18 protein-coding genes, 1 tRNA gene and 1 pseudogene are annotated in these 20,416 nt (G+C 25.7%); 18 read left to right on the forward strand and 2 right to left on the reverse strand.

Going from position 1 to position 20,416, the window contains the following annotated elements; translation table 11 throughout:
• Both rsmI and HA152_RS07060 read left to right on the forward strand, forming a co-directional pair.
• Nucleotides 1–864 (forward strand): 16S rRNA (cytidine(1402)-2'-O)-methyltransferase, encoded by an 864-nt coding sequence (gene rsmI, locus HA152_RS07055; protein WP_209134975.1) that lies wholly within the window; start codon nucleotides 1–3, stop codon nucleotides 862–864.
• A 22-nt stretch (nucleotides 865–886) separates the two neighbouring features.
• Complete coding sequence (locus HA152_RS07060) at nucleotides 887–1,111, forward strand: hypothetical protein (protein ID WP_209134977.1); 225 nt, start codon at nucleotides 887–889, stop codon at nucleotides 1,109–1,111.
• Between the two features lies 1 nt (nucleotide 1,112).
• Here HA152_RS07060 and HA152_RS07065 read toward each other — a convergent pair whose 3' ends face one another.
• Nucleotides 1,113–1,817, reverse strand: a complete 705-nt coding sequence (locus HA152_RS07065) for a hypothetical protein (RefSeq protein WP_245211230.1) — start codon at nucleotides 1,815–1,817, stop codon at nucleotides 1,113–1,115.
• 224 nt (nucleotides 1,818–2,041) lie between these two features.
• Nucleotides 2,042–3,568: a hypothetical protein gene (locus tag HA152_RS07070; RefSeq protein WP_209134979.1), complete on the reverse strand. Its 1,527-nt coding sequence runs from the start codon at nucleotides 3,566–3,568 to the stop codon at nucleotides 2,042–2,044.
• A 243-nt stretch (nucleotides 3,569–3,811) separates the two neighbouring features.
• Between HA152_RS07070 and HA152_RS07075 the strand changes: the two genes are divergently transcribed.
• The 16 genes and pseudogenes from HA152_RS07075 (at nucleotide 3,812) to HA152_RS07150 (ending at nucleotide 20,393) form a co-directional block, all read left to right on the forward strand.
• Nucleotides 3,812–3,885, forward strand: a tRNA-Arg gene (locus tag HA152_RS07075).
• Between the two features lie 97 nt (nucleotides 3,886–3,982).
• Nucleotides 3,983–5,257 carry an O-antigen ligase family protein gene (locus HA152_RS07080; RefSeq protein WP_209134981.1) on the forward strand — a complete coding sequence of 425 codons (1,275 nt, stop codon included), beginning with the start codon at nucleotides 3,983–3,985 and terminating at the stop codon, nucleotides 5,255–5,257.
• A 108-nt stretch (nucleotides 5,258–5,365) separates the two neighbouring features.
• Nucleotides 5,366–6,367 carry a GDP-L-fucose synthase family protein gene (locus tag HA152_RS07085; protein WP_209134983.1) on the forward strand — a complete coding sequence of 334 codons (1,002 nt, stop codon included), beginning with the start codon at nucleotides 5,366–5,368 and terminating at the stop codon, nucleotides 6,365–6,367.
• Between the two features lie 9 nt (nucleotides 6,368–6,376).
• Nucleotides 6,377–7,705: an exopolysaccharide biosynthesis polyprenyl glycosylphosphotransferase gene (locus tag HA152_RS07090; RefSeq protein WP_209134993.1), complete on the forward strand. Its 1,329-nt coding sequence runs from the start codon at nucleotides 6,377–6,379 to the stop codon at nucleotides 7,703–7,705.
• A gap of 53 nt (nucleotides 7,706–7,758) precedes the next feature.
• Nucleotides 7,759–8,808: a GDP-mannose 4,6-dehydratase gene (gene gmd / locus HA152_RS07095; protein WP_209134995.1), complete on the forward strand. Its 1,050-nt coding sequence runs from the start codon at nucleotides 7,759–7,761 to the stop codon at nucleotides 8,806–8,808.
• Nucleotides 8,809–8,886: 78 nt separating this feature from the next.
• The gene (locus tag HA152_RS07100; RefSeq protein ID WP_209134997.1) at nucleotides 8,887–9,804 is read left to right on the forward strand and encodes a GDP-L-fucose synthase family protein; all 918 of its coding nucleotides are present in this window, start codon (nucleotides 8,887–8,889) and stop codon (nucleotides 9,802–9,804) included.
• A gap of 2 nt (nucleotides 9,805–9,806) precedes the next feature.
• On the forward strand, nucleotides 9,807–10,985 hold the full coding sequence (locus HA152_RS07105) for a DegT/DnrJ/EryC1/StrS family aminotransferase (RefSeq protein WP_209134999.1): 1,179 nt from the start codon (nucleotides 9,807–9,809) through the stop codon (nucleotides 10,983–10,985).
• Nucleotides 10,985–11,782 carry a glycosyltransferase gene (locus HA152_RS07110; protein WP_209135001.1) on the forward strand — a complete coding sequence of 266 codons (798 nt, stop codon included), beginning with the start codon at nucleotides 10,985–10,987 and terminating at the stop codon, nucleotides 11,780–11,782. The genes HA152_RS07105 and HA152_RS07110 overlap by 1 nt, the downstream gene beginning before the upstream one ends.
• The gene (locus tag HA152_RS07115) at nucleotides 11,782–12,651 is read left to right on the forward strand and encodes a glycosyltransferase family 2 protein (protein WP_209135002.1); all 870 of its coding nucleotides are present in this window, start codon (nucleotides 11,782–11,784) and stop codon (nucleotides 12,649–12,651) included. The genes HA152_RS07110 and HA152_RS07115 overlap by 1 nt, the downstream gene beginning before the upstream one ends.
• Entirely contained in the window at nucleotides 12,648–14,315 is a 1,668-nt protein-coding gene (locus HA152_RS07120) for an ATP-binding cassette domain-containing protein (RefSeq protein WP_209135004.1), read from the forward strand. Before HA152_RS07115 ends, HA152_RS07120 begins: the two co-directional genes overlap by 4 nt.
• 7 nt (nucleotides 14,316–14,322) lie before the next feature.
• The gene (gene asnB, locus HA152_RS07125) at nucleotides 14,323–16,083 is read left to right on the forward strand and encodes an asparagine synthase (glutamine-hydrolyzing) (RefSeq protein WP_209135006.1); all 1,761 of its coding nucleotides are present in this window, start codon (nucleotides 14,323–14,325) and stop codon (nucleotides 16,081–16,083) included.
• Nucleotides 16,080–16,880, forward strand: a complete 801-nt coding sequence (locus HA152_RS07130) for a glycosyltransferase family 2 protein (protein ID WP_209135008.1) — start codon at nucleotides 16,080–16,082, stop codon at nucleotides 16,878–16,880. Before asnB ends, HA152_RS07130 begins: the two co-directional genes overlap by 4 nt.
• Nucleotides 16,870–17,670, forward strand: a complete 801-nt coding sequence (locus HA152_RS07135; protein WP_209135010.1) for a hypothetical protein — start codon at nucleotides 16,870–16,872, stop codon at nucleotides 17,668–17,670. Before HA152_RS07130 ends, HA152_RS07135 begins: the two co-directional genes overlap by 11 nt.
• 1 nt (nucleotide 17,671) lies before the next feature.
• Nucleotides 17,672–18,640: a hypothetical protein gene (locus tag HA152_RS07140; RefSeq protein WP_209135012.1), complete on the forward strand. Its 969-nt coding sequence runs from the start codon at nucleotides 17,672–17,674 to the stop codon at nucleotides 18,638–18,640.
• Nucleotides 18,640–19,419 (forward strand): annotated as a pseudogene (locus HA152_RS07145) (alpha-1,2-fucosyltransferase); the annotation flags it as partial. The gene HA152_RS07140 and the pseudogene HA152_RS07145, both read left to right, overlap by 1 nt.
• 119 nt (nucleotides 19,420–19,538) lie before the next feature.
• Nucleotides 19,539–20,393, forward strand: coding sequence for a hypothetical protein (locus tag HA152_RS07150; protein WP_209135015.1), 855 nt, complete (start codon nucleotides 19,539–19,541; stop codon nucleotides 20,391–20,393).
• The last annotated feature ends 23 nt before the right edge of the window (nucleotides 20,394–20,416 follow it).

The raw sequence follows: 20,416 nt of genomic DNA on the forward strand, positions 1-20,416 counted from the left end.
ATGACAAATAATTTCTTATTATCTCATAGACAAGAGGAACCGGAAAAGGGAATTTTATATCTTGTTGGAACACCAATTGGCAACTTATCAGATATATCCTCTAGAGCAATTAATATTCTTGCCAATGTTTCTTTAGTTGCTTGCGAAGACACAAGACAAACAAAAAAAATAATGAATAGATTTAATATATCTAATAATTTAATAAGTTTTAATAAAGAAAATTCTTTAAACAAAATTTCAAAGTTAATTGCGGAGTTAAAAACAGGGAAATCAATCGCGCTCGTAAGTGATGCTGGGATGCCAGGTATTTGTGATCCCGGAGAGGATTTAGTGAGTGAAGTCAAATCGGCAGGATTAAGTGTTATTTGCATACCTGGAGCATGCGCTGCAATTACGGCACTAGTATCGAGTGGAATTCCATCCTCAAAATTTATATTTGAAGGTTTTCTTCCAAAAAAAAATATTGATAGAGAGAAAATTCTTTTTGAAATTAGTAAGAATGAAAAAACAACTATAATATATGAATCGCCTTATCGCCTAAAGAAATTATTAAAGGAATTATTGGAGTTTTGTGGAGGAGATAGAGAAATTATAGTAGCTAGGGAATTAACTAAAAAGTTTGAACAACACGTGGGGAATAACATAAACGATGTCTTGACGTACTTCAAAGATAAAGAAGTGATAGGTGAAATAACTTTAATTATTAAAGGGATAAAAAAAGAGAATAATCAAGGAATTAATAAAGCAGATTTAAAAAAGGATCTCCATGAATTAATTAAAGCAGGACTAAGTATTTCAGCAGCTTCAAAGTATTTGGCAAAAAAAAATGGCATAAAAAAAAGCATTATTTATAATTTAAATTAGGTTTTTATATTAATGTAAATAAATGTCTCTTATATTTAAAAGAATAATTTTTGCAGTTACTTTCAATTCTTCTTTATTCCTTTTATTAATGATCGGTATACAAAATAGTAGCAATAAAAGTAGGATTAACTTATTAATAAATGAGACTGTGAAATTACCAATAAGTTTTATTATTGGTACAAGTTTTATCAGCGGTTCTGTAATAGGAAGTTTACTTACTACAGAATATTCAAAGAAAAAAGATTAAATTACAGTGCTATCAGTTTCTCAGAATAAACAATCCTTGATATTCCTCTTGAAATTAAAATAGGAGAAACAATTCTAAAAACATCAGTATTAGGAACTTTAATAACTTTTTGTTCTTTACTACAAATTCTTTTGGCAGTTTTTAAATCATTATATATTTCTATAGTTTTTCTATTTAAGTCTTCAGTTGGGAGGAATTCCCAGCTTGGATAATCCTTGAGTAATTTTATCTCTAATTCAATATTTTTATTTACAATCATATAAACGATTCTAGGAAAATCAATATCCTTTATTGGAACAGAAGATAATTCCTTTCTAGAAGTATTATCAATTTCGTAATCCAAAGGAGCAATTTCCAAAAAAGATTCAATCGGGAAAAATTCTGTTTTACTTTTGTTTTCATTAAAGTTCTCTAAACCTTCCGATTCTTTATAAGAAGCTTTTTTATTTATCCCATTATCTTTAAGTATATTTTTAATATTATTATTTTTACGACTATTTACAGGAGTTATATTTTTATCTCTTTTAACTAATTCTTTGTATTTTAATTCTCCGAGTATTTTTTTTAGATTTCTTATTATCGTTAATTGTGAGCAATTAAATTTAATTGATAAAGACTCTACATTATTTCCAGCAGTAAAATCTTTAATTATAAATTCTTTTTGTTTTTCTGAAAGTCTCTTTGCCAAAATCGCTTGAGTTAACATATATATCTTAGGGAAGTTCTATTTAAAAATGTTTTTTTAAAGAAAAAACTTAGCAAAAAATAATTTAGAAAATTACTTTGATTTACTTAAAAATTTATTTTAAGAAATAATTAAAACATTTATATTAACCCGATAATTAGCAAAAATTTTCTCCAGGATAGGAGCATTTTTCTATTTGGCCTAGGTACATAAGATTTTTACTTTATAAAGGTTATTTTTGCTTTTTAATAATCTTTTAGCTTAAAAAAAATAAGCCTTAATATATTTTTTAATATTTGTATAGAAGGGATAAGGTAAATAAAGCCAAATGCAATAGCCGAACCAGAAGATATAACTGAATTAATTAAGAAGTAAATAGAACCGATAAGGGGAACGAAATTATCATCTATAAATTTAAAAGTTCTATAATTCTTGAATATTCTTTTATTAGTTAAATATTGCAATAAATACATTATGAAATATGCAAGGAAGATGCCAGAAAATAATAATATTAACGGAATTGTTAATATTGATGATTTTATTATGAATAAAATATCTTTTACTAATGATTCATGCCCAAGAATATTTTGGGTATATAAATTGTATCTGTTATTAAAACTGCTACTAGCAAACTCACTAAAGTAAAGAATATTCTTATATGAATATTTTTCACAGGTTTTATAAGGTTTAATTTCATTATTATTTCCTAATGATATAACTTTTCTAATTTCATGCGTTATCGGAATTGTTGAATTTGTTAATACGGTATTATGTTTAAATTCTTCTCTGCAACTTAAAGGAAAAAAAAGATTATATGGTACAACACAAATTACGAATATGAAAAAAGAACTAATAGCTATATTTCTTATATCCCAATTTTTGTGCTCTTTTTTTTGATTAGAGATTTTTGTAATATCAAATTTATAATTCTTGCGGAAGAAATATCTGAATTTAGCTAAAAAAGTTATTGTTAGTAAATATCCCAAAATAATACCTAATCTACTTCCTGAGCAAAGAAGATAAATAATTCCAAGCCAACTAGTTATTGAATAATATAGTTTATTATCATCAATTAGTGAATTAATTTTTTCATTACTTTTATCAAATTTAAAACGCCTATGATATTCAACACTTTCTTTAAAATATTTATAAGCAATATAAATAAAAATAATTGGAATGAGTAAAGCATGATTCCTTGATACAGAATTAATAGACAAACTTAAATAACTTATGCTTGTGAAATCAATATTTTCATAAATATATCCATTCGCATCATTACCTGGTAGGAAATTAATTATATATTTTTCACTAAAAAAAATTACTTTAGTGATATAAGGCAAAATTAAAAGTATAAGCGCACAAAAAATAGTATTGATTTTCTGCAAACTCAATAATTTATTTTGAACCCATATAAAATCAGAACTATTTTTTGAATCTAAATTTTGCAATTTATCTTTAAAGAGATTTGTATATTCAAATCCTGCAACTATATAGAAGTAATAATTTAAGATACTTATTAAGTGGTCTTCTATCTGTTCAGCATTATATAACCCTAGGTAAGGATAGATATAAATTAAAAACCCTATAATTCCGCAAGTAACTAATATGATTAATTTCTTTTTTAATACATTTATATTTGTATTTGTATTTTGCCAAATTAATATAAATGAAATTATTAACCAACTTACTATTTTAAATTTAGCGTTGAATGCACCTAGAGGAATAAATCCATTAATAAATATTAGAAATATATAAATGTAAATTGCACGCATTAAAAATTAATAAAATTAATATAGATTAGCTGAATTATTATATGTTACCAGTTGAATAATCACCGATTAAGAATAATTTTTTTATTTATTTAGAGTATTTCTTTTTGGTAATTTACTTGTTCAGTTTGCAGAGCTGTTTTAAGATAGGTAAGTTATTTGGGTTGTTAATCCAGAGAACAGTCAAAATAAGGTGATGTTTCTTCTTTGCGACCTAATCTGTGACTTACAAGCTAAAAAACCTCAGCTTCCTTAGCTCAGCTGGATAGAGCAACTGCCTTCTAAGCAGTGGGCCGCAGGTTCGAATCCTGCAGGAAGCGTAAAAAACTATTTCCTAAGATTTATTGAATTAAAGTATTTTTAAAATCAAATCTAACTTTTTCGCATCAAAAATTTTATTTAAATATTTATAAAAAAATGTATAAAACGCTTAGATTCTCAGACTTTATACAAGCCGAAAATTTATTTAGGATTGGGATAATAACTCTAGCTTCAGCCCCTTTTTTATCATCAATATTTTTCCTAATTGCAATTCTTTCAGTAAAGAATTCAGAAGTAAACTTTTTTGAAGACAAATGGAACATACCTTTAATTATTTCCTCTTTCTGGATGATTATTGGCTTAGTTTATTTAAACACTAACGTAAATTCGTCAATTCTAAAAAATCAATGGGATTCAAATTTATCTTTGGTAGGCCTTTTCAATTGGATACCTTTTTTCTGGTTTTTTTGGAAATGTCAGAACTTTGTTAAATCAGCAGAGCAAAGACGCAAATGTGCAATATTTTTTATTGTCGGCACTTTCCCAGTTTTAATTAGCGGATTCGGACAGTTTTATTTCGGATGGGAAGGCCCTTTAGAACTTTTTAATGGATTTATAATTTGGTATCAAAGACCCCTAAATGGAATTTCAGGTATGACAGGTATGTTTAATAATCCAAACTATACAGGTGCTTGGTTAAGTTTTATAATTCCTTTCACCCTCGCATCATTTCAAGAAGATAGGAAATCCATTCTCATAAGAGCGTCATCTTTTTTAAATTTTTCAATGGTATTTTTAGGGTTAATTATTACTTACTCAAGAAGTGCTTGGATCTGTTCATTAGTTGCTTTTTTATTCCAAAATCTAGACAAAAAATTCTTAAAATTTATAAAAATATTTCTTATTCTTTTATTATTTATTATTCCTATCTTTTTTGTTTTTAAAGAAAATATTTTATTTATAATAAATAAAATCATTCCAAGCATTTTTCTATCAGAATTTAATCAAGAAAGTTTTAAGAATCTTGATCTTATGAGAATTGAAATTTGGGGATTTGCCTTTAAATTCATATTCCAAAGACCTATTTTTGGTTGGGGATCAGGCTATTTCCCACTAGCATTAGAAAACGAAATAGGAATTTGGAAGGGACATCCTCATAATTTAATTTTAGAGGTATATTTCAATTTTGGTATTATAGTTGGTAGCATTTTATTTATTTTTGTCTTTACTTTAATAGCCAGATCTTTTAAAAATATTTTTATTAGAAAATTTTCAACTATATATGATCGTGCATGGTTTACTTCTGCATTAACTTTGCTAACATCTCAGCTTGTTGACCAACAATATTTAGATATAAGAATTAGTTTATCAATATGGATTTTGCTTGCTGGTCTGAGAAATATTATTCGAGAGCAACAAAACCTTAAATAATAACTAATTAACCATGAGATATAATTAATATTCAAGACACTTTATCTACCCTATCATCATTTCAAAAGGAAAGCTTAATTTAAGTTTTTAATAGATAAATGATATTTTATGGAAAAACTTTTAAGAAAAAATGATAGAATATTGATAGCTGGTGCTAGTGGTTTAGCAGGTAATGCAATATTAAGATCATTTCAAAAAGCAGGCTATGGGAAAAAAGAACTTGGGGGCGAGATCTTTACACCTAGTAGAAAAGAATTAAATTATTTAGATTCAGATAATGTAAAACAGTGGCTAAAAATTAATGCCCCAGATATTGTTGTAGTTGCTGCTGGAAAAGTAGGCGGAATTTATGCAAATATGACTTATCCATCAGAATTTCTTTTAGAAAATTTAAAAATTGAACTAAATCTGATTGAAAACTCTTGGAAATACGGTGTTAGAAGATTATTATTTCTTGGTAGTAGTTGTATTTACCCAAAAAACTCTTCATGCCCAATAAAAGAAGAATTATTGATGGAAGGAAAATTAGAGCCTACCAATGAATACTATGCATTAGCAAAAATTGCTGGTTTAAAATTGTGCGAATCACTAAGAAAACAATATGGATTTGATGCTTTAACACTTATGCCAACCAATCTTTATGGACCTGGAGACAATTATGATAATGAGAGAAGTCATGTATTAGCAGCATTAATTAAAAGGTTTATAGATGCAAAAGAATTAAATAAAAAGGAAGTTTTTTGTTGGGGAACTGGCAACCCAAAAAGAGAATTCTTACATTCTAATGACCTTGGCGATGCTTGCGTTTTTGTCCTAGAGAACTGGGACCCTACGAAAGAATCTGCACCTAAAAACAAAGATGGGGAATTATTAAATATGCTTAATGTTGGAACAGGATTGGAGATAAGTATAAAAGAATTAAGTAAAAAAATTGCAGATATTGTAAATTTCAAAGGAGAAATAATTTGGGACCCCTCGAAACCGGATGGAGTCTCTAGAAAAGTACTTGATGTAACTAGATTGAATTCTCTGGGATGGGAGGCAAAAATTAGCTTATCAAAAGGGCTAGAAAAAGAAATTAAAAACTATAAGAGAAAAAATGAAAATTAAAGTCTTAAAATGATTAAAACAAATTTCTGGTTTAAAAATAGGCATCATCTAATTATAAATGCATTAGCTGACTCAATAATTTTCTTTATTTTATTTTTGTACTCAAAAAGCTTTGTATTTAAATTTCCTATAACATTCTTTTTATTGTTATTTGTTTGGATATTTAACAGTTACGTCCTAGGAAGATACTCAACAAACTTTTTTAAAAAGAATTCATATACCTTTAAGAATTTCCTGTCTACTTTAGGTGCTTTTTTTTTAGGGATATTTTTTTATTTATTATTTGATTGGATTTCAAATTCTTTTATTTTTGACAATATTTATAAATTAAATTTAATAATCTATTCTGTAGTTTTCATAACTATTAGTGATTTAATTTTAATTTTATTAAAGTTAGTAATTTTCAAAAATAAAGTAGAAAAAAAATGGATACTTTTAGAAATAAATCAAGAGGAAAATAATGTATTCAAGAACGAAATCATAACAAACAGTAAATTCAAGATAGATTGCGCAAATATTGAAGAATTAAAAACCATGAAATTGGTTAATTTTGAAGGAATAATTATAAATAACGCAGATTATGTTCCTAAAGAATTACTCAATGAGCTAAAAAAAATAAAGAGTTCCGGAATTATGATTATTAATTTATTTACCTTCTATGAAAGATATTTTGAAAGAATCCCTCCAAACTTAATAAGCGATAAAGATATTATTTCTAGAGAGTTTTTTATACCAAGAAATTCCAATACAGTAAGACTTAAAAGAATTGGTGACATATTTTTAGCATCTTTTCTTTTTTTAATAACTTCACCCCTTATTTTATTAGCCGCTATTCTTATAAAAATCGAAGATAATGGGCCTGTTTTTTATTCTCAAGAAAGAAATGGCTTGCTTGATATCCCTTACAAAATTTGGAAGTTAAGAACAATGAAGGTTAACTCAGAAAGTAAGGGTCCCCAATGGGCTTCAAAAAAAGACCCAAGAATTACATCAGTTGGGAAATATCTAAGAAAATCGAGATTAGACGAGTTACCTCAATTATTATCAGTTATTAAGGGGGAAATGAGCTTAATTGGGCCTAGACCCGAAAGACCTGCTTTTGACAGTAAATTAGGATTAGAGATACCTCACTATAATGTTAGAAAATGGATAAAACCCGGTCTAAGCGGCTGGGCTCAAGTTAATTATCCATATACTTCATCTATTGAAGATTCTGAAAAAAAATTAAGTTATGACCTTTTTTATCTAAGAAATTTTTCTTTTTGGTTAGATTTATTAATTATGCTTAAAACCATCAAAATGGTTTTGCGCATAAAGGGATCAAGTCCTAGAAAATAATTCAATAACCTTATCTGTACTATAGTAATCATTAAGCAATATCTATATTAAGAATGTCAAAGACTGCATTGATCACAGGAATTACAGGGCAGGACGGGAGTTATCTAGCAGAGTTTCTTTTGAAAAAAAACTATATAGTTCATGGGTTAAAAAGAAGATCAAGCAATTTTAATACTCAAAGAATTGATCATATTTTTCAGGATCCTCATGAAAATGGAAATAATTTTTTTCTGCATTATGGAGATTTAACAGATAGTACTAATTTAATAAGATTGATTAATGAAATAAAACCTGATGAAATTTATAATTTAGCTGCCCAGAGTCATGTTGCCGTTAGTTTTGAGACTCCGGAGTATACTGCTAATTGCGATGCATTGGGAACGTTAAGAATATTAGAAGCAGTAAGAATTTTAAACTTAGTTGAAACTACAAAAATATATCAAGCAAGTACATCAGAATTATATGGCCTAATTCAAGAGTCTCCTCAAAGCGAATCAACCCCCTTTTATCCAAGAAGTCCTTATGCAGTAGCAAAGTTATATGCCTATTGGATAACTGTTAATTATAGAGAGGCATACAAAATGTTTGCATGCAATGGTATTTTATTTAACCATGAATCACCTAGAAGGGGTGAAACTTTTGTCACTAGAAAAATAACTAGAGGCTTAGCTAGAATAGATGCGGGTTTAGATAATTTAATTTTTGTAGGGAACTTAGACTCTTTAAGAGACTGGGGTCATGCTAAAGATTTCGTAGAAATGCAGTGGCTTATGCTTCAGCAAGATGAACCAGAAGATTATGTAATCGCAACTGGCAAACAAATCTCAGTAAGACAATTTATAAGCATCGCTAGCGAAGCAATTGGTTGGGGAGGGATACTCTGGGAAGGTAAGGGTTTAGATGAAATAGGTAGAAGAAAAGATAATGGGAAAGTTGTTATCAAAGTTGACTCGAGATATTTTAGGCCAACAGAAGTAGATAATCTATTAGGAAATTCAGACAAAGCAAAGAAAAAATTAGGCTGGGAACCAAAAACCGACATAAAGCAGTTAATTTATGAAATGATACAAAATGATGTGAATGAAACTAAAACTATTGTTTGAATTAATATCCCTTGATAATTGAGAAACTTTTGAGAATATCTTTGTGAAGTATAATTTACATATTATTTATTAAGAACTTTGAATATCCTTATTACAGGTTCAACTGGAATGGTTGGGAAAAACTTAATAAACCATAATAATGCAAAAGAATATAGTATTTCAGGCCCTAGTAGCAAAGAAATAAATCTTTTAGATAAATCTAAAATCTTGGATTGGCTAGCTAAAAATCCCACTGATCTAATAATCCATTGTGCTGGCTTAGTTGGTGGTATTCAAGCAAATATCAATAATCAAAGTGGATTCCTATTTAATAATTTACAAATGGGAATTAACCTAATTGATGCTGCTTATAAATCAGGGATCAGAAATTTCATAAATCTTGGTAGTTCTTGCATTTACCCGAAAAATATTTCAAATGAGATTGATGAATCAATGCTACTTTCAGGAAAACTAGAGGAAACAAATGAGGGATATGCTATCGCAAAAATTTCAGTAGCAAAATATTGCCAATTCTTATCAGAAAAAGGATTTAATTATAAAACAATTATTCCATGCAATATCTACGGTAAGTATGATGATTTCAGTGAAACAGGATCTCATATGATCCCAGGGGTAATAGCTAGAATGCATAAAGCTAAAATCAATAATGATAATTACATCGAAATATGGGGAGATGGGAAAGCGAGAAGAGAATTCATGTATGCAGAGGATCTAGCGGATGCTATTTGGTTCTGTGTCAAAAATATTAAGCAAATACCTAAATTTATAAATGTTGGGATTGGTGAGGATTTCTCAATAAAGGATTACTACCAAACTATTTCCGAAATAGTAGGATTTAAAGGTGAATTTAAGTTTAACAGAACAAAACCTGTAGGAATGAAAAGAAAATTAATTTGCTCAAAAATAATTAACCAATTAGGATGGATGCCAAAATTTTCCCTTAATAAAGGAATTTCATACACTTATAATTACTACACTAAGGAGATTCAAAATTGATTATGTCTGCAGGCTTAAAATTAGCATCAAGTTCATGGGATGAAGAAGAAATAAAAGCAATGCAAGAAGTCATTAAATCTGGAGATTTTTCAATGGGGAAGAAGGTCTTAGAATTTGAAAGGGAATTTGCTTCATATGTTAAATCAAAGTATTCAATAATGATAAATTCTGGTTCATCAGCGAATCTCTTAATGATTGCTGCATTATTTTTTAAAAAAGATAATCCTCTTAAACCTGGCGATGAAGTAATAGTGCCTGCTGTTTCTTGGAGTACAACATATTATCCTCTAAGCCAATATGGATTAAAATTAAAATTTGTTGATATAGATAAAGAAACTCTTAATTATGACTTAAAAAAGCTGTCTGAAGCAATATCAGAAAACACAAGGTTGTTAATGATAGTAAATATTCTTGGCAACCCCAATAATTTTTCAACTATAAATGAAATTTTAAAAGACAGAAAAATAATAATAGTGGAAGATAATTGCGAATCACTTGGAGCAAAGTTCAAAAATAAATTTACAGGTACTTTTGGAATTATGGGTTCATACAGCTCATTTTTTTCTCATCATATATCCACTATGGAGGGAGGATTAATAACTACTGATGATATTGAGCTTTACCATATATTATTATCAATAAGATCCCACGGCTGGACGAGAAATTTACCAAAAGAGAATAAAATAAGCGCTTTAAAAAGTGATAATGAATTTGAAGAATCATTTAAATTTATCTTGCCAGGTTATAATCTAAGACCATTAGAAATCTCCGCTGCTGTTGGTTTAAAACAATTAATAAAATTACCAAATTTAATAAAAGAGAGAAGAAAAAATGCTGAATTCATGAAAGAAATAATTTCTTCAAGTAGAATCTTTTCAATGCAAAAAGAAATAGGAGAAAGTAGTTGGTTTGGTTTTGCAATAATATTAAAAAATAACAAAGATATTTCTAGAGAAAAAGTTTTTAAATATTTAGATCTAATGAAAATAGAATATAGACCAGTAGTTACTGGTAATTTCCTGAATCAGCCTGTTTGTAAATATATTGATATTATCGACAATGGGATAATGATAAATGCCAACTATATTGATAAAAATGCTTTTTATATAGGTAATCACCATTACGACATATCAAATTCATTAAAAGAATTAAAATTTATAGAAAAAGAAATTTTAGAATAATGAAAAATAATTTTCATTGCCTTAAAGAGGTTGATGTATTATTACCAATTCACTATTCAAATGAAGAATTTTTAATAGAGTCTATAAATTCTCTTTTAAATCAAACATTAAAGCCAAATATTATATGTTTATTAAATGGGATGGATAGAAATTCTAATATTTATTATGAAAATATACTTACCAATCTTTCTGTAAATAAAATAATAATATGCCCTGTTAAAGGCATCCCAAATGCTTTAAATTATGGGATAAACTACTGTGAAGGTAAATATATCGCAAGACAGGACGATGACGATTTTTCAAATCCAGAAAGACTATTAAAGCAGAAGATTTTCTTAGAAAACAATAATGTTGATATTGTTGGAACTAATATAAATTTGATTGATAAATATGGAAATATAATAGGTTTTAGGGAATATCCAACCTCTAATAAAAAGTGTAAGGAAACTCTAGCTTATAAAAGCTGCTTTTGCCATCCCTCAATTATGGTTAAAAAAAGTTTTTTTCTAAAAAATAAATACCCATTAATTAGTGGCGAAGATTACGCATTATGGCTTAAATCATATAGAAATTCAAGTTATAGTAATTATCCCGAATTTTTATACAATTATAGAATTCATCCAGGGCAAGTTTCAAAAACTAATATTAATTATTTATTTTTAAAAGAATCAAAAAAGATTATAAATAAAACATCCGATAAGAAAGAAAAAATTAGATTAATAATTTACTTAATTTTAACTATTTTAAAGTGCTTAATAAAAAGAAGAAAAATTAATTTCAATACCGAATTAAGTTAATGAAATTCAAAAAAAATTTAGCAAGTATTATTATGCCAAGTTGTCATAAATTAACCAGCAAAAACAAAATTTGTTATGAAAATAGTATTAAGCAAAATTATGGGAATGTAGAGTTCTTAATTTTTGTAAATGGAATTGATAAAAAAAAATATTATAAATTATTAGACTTTCTAGAAAATAAAAATATCTATAATCATAAAATAAAATCGCTTTATTCAAAATCAAGAGTCGCCATAGGTAAAGCTAGGAGAGAATTACTCAAAATATCTAATGGTGAATATATTATTTTCTTGGATTCCGATGATATACCTAGTAAAAGTATAATTAAAGATAAAGTATTAATCTCAAAATTAAATAATTCAAATATTATTTTTTCTAATGCTAAGTTGCATAAAAATAGTCCATCAAAAAAAAGAAAAATTAATAACAGAAATTATTTTAGATATTTGATTAGGTTTAAAAAAATATTTAACCATCAGATATTTGAGGGTATTAATCTTTTTCCTAATTCTGGAACTCTAATAAAAAAAACTAGAGAAATTTCAAAATTATTGGAATTTTATCCTATTTGCAATCATGAAGACTTTATTTTTTATAAAAAATTAATCGCTATAAATAAAGAATTTACCATATCTAATAAATATCTTATTTCTTACAATGTAGGCAATAGTTCAACTAGTAATAAACTTAAATCAAGAATCTGGCATTTTAATTGTCTAATAAAAGAATTGAATAGAAATTTCATTCAGGCGATAATATCCATTTTTATAGGTTCTTTAATAATCATAATTTTAAGAATTCTATATATTTTTTTTAATCCTAATAATATAAAAAAAGATATTCATAAAAAAATAATTTTAAAAAAATGAACAATACACTTAAATTGATAAAGAAGATTATATTTATATCTAATATGGATAAAGAATCTATAGGTTTTAAAAACATTTTGATTTATGGATTTTTATCGGGATTTGCTGAGCTACTTATTTTTGCAAGTAGTATTTATATAATTAGTATTATTTCAAATGAAAGGGAACTAATATATAATCCATTCATTATTTTATTATTTATAATCCTTGGTTCACTCCTTAGAATATACTCTAGCAAAAAAATAATAAATTACTCTCATTCTATTGGAGCAAAAATAGGCAAATTTATTTTAAAAGATAGATTAAACAATCACAAACTTTATAATTATTCTGAAAATGTCGATGATAATATTGTTGTATCAATTGTGAATTATACTCAAATATTTGTATCCTCATTACAAAATATATCCTTAGCTATTGCTGCATTACTAGGAATTATTTCTATTATTATTATTTTATCAATATCTTATTATGTAAATTCTTTGATAATAATTATTTCTATTGCAGCCTTATATATATTAATCAATAAATATAATTCTATAAAGTTAGCAAAAATATCAAGAATAATTGCCAAAAATCAAAGAACAGTTCTCACTAAAACAAGAGAACCATTAGAAATGGATGAGGAAATTTTTATAACTAATTCCTCAGATTTTTATGAAAATAAATTATATATGCACCAATTAGATTTAATGAATAATCTAGGAATTTCATCTTTTATTTCATCTCTGCCAAAACTGGTAATTGAATTTTTTATACTTTCATTTATTGCAATTTTAATGATAATTAATGGAAACTCGCCAAATAATATTTCATATATAAATAATATAATGATAATTTTGATAAGTTGCTTGAGGATTTTACCTTATGCACAATCAATATATGCTGCACAAACAAGTCTTAAAATTTTTAATGATTCAATTTTAGTATTGTACAAATATTTAACAAATGATTTTGGTAATCCTAATAATAATAATTCAAAATCAAATCAAGCTCATCTTAATTACGATATTAAAATTTTAGATAAATTTAAAAATTTTGGTAAATTAATTATTACTTACAAAATAAAAAATAAAAACAATATAATTCCTATTAATATTAGATCTAATCAAATATTAGGAATTCGTGGGGTTTCTGGATGTGGGAAATCAACTCTAATAAGATCTATGATAGGTTTAAGAAATATTTATAAATTAGAAGCAGTTATTAAGAAAGATTTTTTTAAAAATAAAGAAATCTATAAAATTAAAGATTATATTAAATGTGGATTTATTCCTCAAAAATCATATATAACAACTGGAACAATTAGAGAAAATATAAATCAGAATCAGAACTTTTTTGATTCTGATATTATTGAGTTATTAGTGAGATTCAATTTATCTAAAAATAAAGAAGAGGGCTTAAAATTTTTAAACAAGCATATTGGAGAAGATTCAAAAATGAATCTCAGTGGAGGAGAAATACAGAGAATATCATTCATAAGAGCATTATTAAGAAGACCGAAACTATTATTTATCGATGAAGCTACATCTGCATTAGATGAGAAAAATGCAAAAATTATTATTGAATCATTACTTGAATATACTGAAAGTGTTATTATGATTTTCCATTCAAGTTATTTAGAATCATACTGCAATCAAATTTTAGATTTCCAAAAAAAATAAACTTTTTATGTGTGGATATATTTTTCTAAAATCAAATATTAAAAAAGATCATAATTCTATAAAAAAAAGCATTCCTAAAATTGAGAATAGGGGACCAGATCAAACAAATATTATTCATTTACAAAATAAAACATTAATTCATACTCGACTTTCAATAGTCGATATAAACAATGGATCACAACCAATGCAAGCTTCAAAAGATGATATTAATTATTGGATACTTTTCAATGGAGAAATATATAATCATATTGAATTAAAAAATAAACTAAAGAGAAAATATAAATTCAAAACTAATTCAGATACTGAGGTTCTTTTAGCTTCATATATAGTATGGGGTGAAAAATGTTTAGAGAAAATAATTGGCATGTATAGCTTTGTTATTGTTAGTAATGATGAAGAGATATTCTGCGCAAGAGATTTAACTGGGCAAAAACCTCTATTCTACTCTTTGAATGAAGATAAAATTGTAATAAGTTCAATTCCTATAAGATTTGATCAACAAAAAGATATTTCTGAAGAATCAATAGCAGATTTCCTTATAAATGGATACTTAACATCAAATAGAACAATCCTTAAAGAAGTATTTAGTCTGGAACCTGGTTTTTCATTAAAAATAAAAAACAATCAAATAAAAAAATTTCAATTTTGGAAATTAGAAGATTATGTTAAGAATAAAAATAATAATTCTCAAGATGAATTACTAAGAAAAACAGATCATCTCCTCAATAAAATAGTAAAGAACTATAAAAACCAAGCGGATGTCCCAATAGCACTATTATTAAGCGGCGGGATAGATTCATCTCTTTTATTAAGATATTTCCAAAAAAATAATATCCTCCCTGATTGCTATACATTGGATACTGAAGATTCAAAAAGTGAATTAGAAGAATCTAAAAAATATATAAATCCTATTAAACATAAGATAATAAAATCTAAGAAAATTAATGCGGAATTTTTTGAATATGTTTATGGCAATATTTTTAGTCAACCATTTTCTGATAGCTCAGCATTAAATACATCAATACTTATTAAAGAATTATCCAAAAAATATAAATGTGCAATAGGTGGAGATGGAGCTGATGAAATATTTGCTGGTTATCATGATCGTATAATTCATTTAGGTGGTAATATGATTTTCAATATAAGTTTTTACAGAAGAATAATAAGTCAAATAATTTCAAGAATTAAAAATAAACATTTGATAAAAAAAATATTTTTTTCAGGATATAGATATCCAATATTTAATTTAAATATAATTAATGATTTACTTTCAACAAATTTTAAAAGTAAAGACTTATTTAGTTACGAGTCTGAAAATTTTAAATTTAATTCTAAAGAAAAAATTCTAATTGAAGATTTCTTAACCTATTTACCGAATAATATAAATATTAAACTAGATGAGATTTCTATGCATTATGGTGTCGAATTAAGATCGCCCTTTCAAGATAGAAGGATAATAGAATATGCATTAAGTATTCCAGCCAAAAATAAATTTAATAAAAAATTATCTAAAATATTATTGAGAAAAATTCATTCAAATTATCTAGAAGATAATTCATACAATTCAAAAAAAGGTTTTGGATTAAATTATGAAAACTTCCTTAAAAGAAAGGATATGCAAAATCTTTATAAAAAGTATGTAGAAAAAAACTCAAAAATATCTAAGTTTATAAATAATAAAAATATAGATAAAATATTGAATAAAAATTATTCCGCTAAAAGATGGAATTATCTTTGTCTTGCAATATGGATTGAAAAAAATACATGATAAGTATACTATTGCCAATCTTCAACAATGAAGAAACAATAAAAATAGTTTTAAATTCAATAATTAAAAACGTCAATAAGAATGATGAAATAATAATAATTGATGATTGCTCCACTGATAATTCATATTCAATTATTAGATCTATTATTGAAAAATATAAATTACTTAAGATTATTATTATGAAAAATAAAAAGCAAATGGGTATCTCCTATAGTCTTAACAAGGGCATAAAATCAGCTTCGAAAAAGTATATTGCCAGAATTGATGGCGACGATATTAATTTCAAAAATAGATTTAAATTTCAATTAAGAGTTCTCAAAGAAAACCCCAGAATTGATCTTTTGTCATGCGCTAAAAAAGATTATAAAAACCTGAAAAGTTTAGATCTTAGTGAATTGAAAATAAATCTTAAAAATAAATATAATTTAAAAAAATTATCAATTAAAGATTTAGCTTATCAAAATTTGATTATACATCCATCAATAATCTGTAAGACTGATATTTTAAAGAATTTCACATATGATATGAGTTTTGTTAAATCTCAAGATTATAACCTTTGGTTAGATATGGTTTTCGAGGGAGTCAATATTTATTTATGTAATACAGCTGTTATCTGCTACTTAAATAAAAGAGATAATCTCTCAAAAATAAAAACTCAATTATTAAATTCTATAAAAGCGAGAATTAAACATATGAAATTAAATAAACCCATAGTTAATTTTGTATTGTTAATGGGATCGATTAAGGATACACTTAGTATTGCAAAAATACTAATCTCAAATCGTAATGGAATATGATATTTGGTATATTTTTTGTTACTCAGAAGATCAATACATAAGTGCCTTAAAAAGGCTAAAGATTTCTATTGGGAGTATTAACAGTAATTCAAAAATAAAAATATTAACATGGCATAAAAATTTAAATAAAGATATTATTGATCTAAAGAAAATTAGAAAAATTGACTTATTTGAAACCAAAAAAATAGAATTTTCTAGAGCATTTTGTATTAATCTAATTTCTAAGTTAATAGATGTAGAAGATAAATATTTCTACTTAGCCGATACTGATTTATTTTTCCATCCCGAATATTTTAATTGGTTAGATTTTATATGCAAAAAAATGAACTACAAAAAAAATGATCTTAGAGTGATAACTAATAATTTTAATCTAAGGCCTAATAAAAAATATAAATTTATTCCAAACAAATTATTTAATTTATTATCAGGTATTTTCCCAAATTTATACAATTGGGAAACTCCAAATACATTAAATGAAATTCTTAATATTAATTATATGAATTCTGGATTCGCCCACGGATGTGGTCTCATTCCAATTGATCCATTAAAAAAAATTGGAGGATATAACGAAGAAATTATTGGGTACGGACCTGAAGATGATCTTTTTAATAAACGTTTATCTTTTTTTTCAAGAGTTTATTATCATATAGGAAGTTTAAGAAGCTCAACTTTTCATATTTATCATCCTAAGCTGAATTATCAAAACAAAAAGAAGAATTGGAATTATTGGAATTTTATAATAAAAGATATTAATAAAAATCGCATTCATTCAGATTATATTATTCGATAAAATGAACGTATTTATTTGGACAGAATGTCTTGGGTGCCCCTTAATTGGTAAAGTCTCAATTAATTCGTTCTTAAAATTTCATGATTCACATAAATTAAATGTATTCGTTTTCAAAGAAGATATTAAATCTTTACCTAAGAACAAGAGAATTATTTATCATATAATTAAGAAAAATTCTTTTTTCAAATCATTAAAATATAGATTTTTATATAACTTTAAAAAAAAATATACGTTAGATGCAAATAATCTCAAAACATATTTCAAAAAAGGGCATAAAGGAACTGCTGAATTATGGGCTTATATTTTGAAAAAATTTAGCTCTTATGATGCAATGATTCATTTTGATAGTGATGTAATTTTCTGTAATTCAGCTATAGATCTATTAATAAAAGAATCAAATAATTATGATCTAATTGGACAATGTAGACCATATAAAAATAATTCAAATAATGATTATGTTAGAGACTTACCAGATCTTGTTGCAACATGCTGCTTTTTATTTAAACCATCATTAGCTCCTTCTATTAAAAGAATAAAACAAAAAGATTTAAGGTTAGCTATACAAGGAAGAAGAAGATTAACTGGTAAAAAACTTCTTGATTTTTTCGACCAAATATCACATGAAATATTATTGAATAATGGGAAAATAAAATTTATTTCTGTAGACAAATTTGGAGGTACTTCCAAGGAAGGCTCAAGAAAAAGTAACTTTAGCAATTTAAATGACATGAATACAAAGTATAAAATGGATATTGGAAGTATGCTAGTCCATTTCTCTGCAGTTGGATCAGGCTATAATATATGGAAAAATAAAGCTCGATCGGGCTCAAGAACTTATGACACTTATGCTTTGGATAGATTCTATTTATTTATGAAATGCTTTTACCCAAAAGAGGAACTTAATACAAAAATAAGAAGTGAATATAAACCATTAATAGATTATTTCCATAAGACTTTCATCAATTTATAATGAGTAAAATTTACATTTCTCTTACTGGAGGTTTGGGTAATCAACTTTATATTGCTGCTACTGGAATTGCAATATCTAAAATAATAAATCGAGAAATAATTTTTGATATCAGTACCTACAAAAGATATAAACTCCATAAATTACTTATACATAACATAATAAGTTCATTAAGTTTAGAAAAAAATAATTTCATATATAGAGGATATCCATTTTTAAGTAAAGATAGAAAATTTTTAGTCAATTTAAAAGAAAGATCTCCTAGCTATGATTCAAGTATCTTAAAAAGAATTAAAAATAGATTACCTTTCTTTGATTATTTCTTAAGTGGATATTTTCAAAGTCTAAGTTATTTTTCTCATATTATTCCCGAATTAAGAAGTGAAATAATAAAAAACCTTTTAAATATTGATGATGAACTTAATAATTCAAAAATAATTGGTATTCTTGAAAACACCTTAACCATTCATATAAGAAGAAAAGATAAGATGTTAACTATAAATAAATCTATTTATGGAGTAGTTAATGAAGAAGGTTTCAATCAAATAATTTCCTCTGTAATCAATAAAAATGATTATAAATTTTTACTGATAGTTGGAGATGATCCAAAATTCAATAATTATTTTAAAAATCAAATAAAATTAAAAATAAATGTTATTACAAGTGATTTTTTAAGCAAAAGAATTTCTGCTTTTAATGATTTTTTCTATATGATCAATAGCAAAGGATTGATTCTTAATAATTCTAGTTTTTCTCTTTGGGCAGGTTATCTTTCTAATTCAAATAATATTTATTATCCTGATTTGTTATTTCCAATGCCCAAACATTATTCAATAAAGGATTTTTCAATAGAGGATTTGATTATGCCACATTGGGAAAGCTATCCAAACCAATATTTATAATGAAATATTTTTTATCTACAGATAATTTTAATCTTAATAAAGAACTAATAAGGTTTAATAAAAGCAAATTCATAACTAAAGAAGAATTGAAAAAATATAATCTAGGTGAAGTAGTTTTAATAAGCATTGACAAACCAAGATTTAAAGATTTATTCCTTCCATTTAATAAAAAAATATTTTTTAGACTTGAATATTTACCTGTAAGAAAATTTCCTTTTGACATTTACTTTTATAGATTATTTTTTGATTTTATATTTGAATGGGATTCTTATTTTATTAAAAAATCATACTCATTTTTACCTTTTTTCCCTCCAAGGATTGGGATGATTCATGAAAGTGAGATTGTAAAGGAGAAAATAAATTTAAATTATTTTTTTCTAAACCAATTTGAAAAATCACATTTAATAAGCACCATTGTAAGTAACAAACGAAAGCTATTATGGCAAAAAAAAAGAATTGAACTAATTGAATTTCTTACAAATGATATAAAGCAAATAGAACGATATGGGAGAGGGTTTAAAAAAGTTCTTGACAAATCAGAAGTATTAATACCTTTTAAGTATCATATTGCAATTGAAAATTGCGTAAATGGACCTAGTGAAAAATTATGGGACCCATTACTTTGCAATTGTATAGTTTTCTATGGTGGAAATATAGATTTAGTTTATCCAAAAATAAGAAAAGCAATAATTCAAATTCCAATTTTTGATAAATATAAATCAAAGGAAATAATATCTACTGAATTAAAATCCTCAAGTGTTTTTAATTCAGTAACCAAAGAAGATTGGATTGAAATCAAGACATCTATAAAAAGGTTGTATACCTTTGAAAGTCAACATATTTTTAAAGAATAGATTTTATTAATAAAAAATCTAAA

The sequence above is a fragment of the Prochlorococcus marinus XMU1412 genome, assembly GCF_017696315.1.
Taxonomy (GTDB): domain Bacteria; phylum Cyanobacteriota; class Cyanobacteriia; order PCC-6307; family Cyanobiaceae; genus Prochlorococcus_A; species Prochlorococcus_A marinus_AF.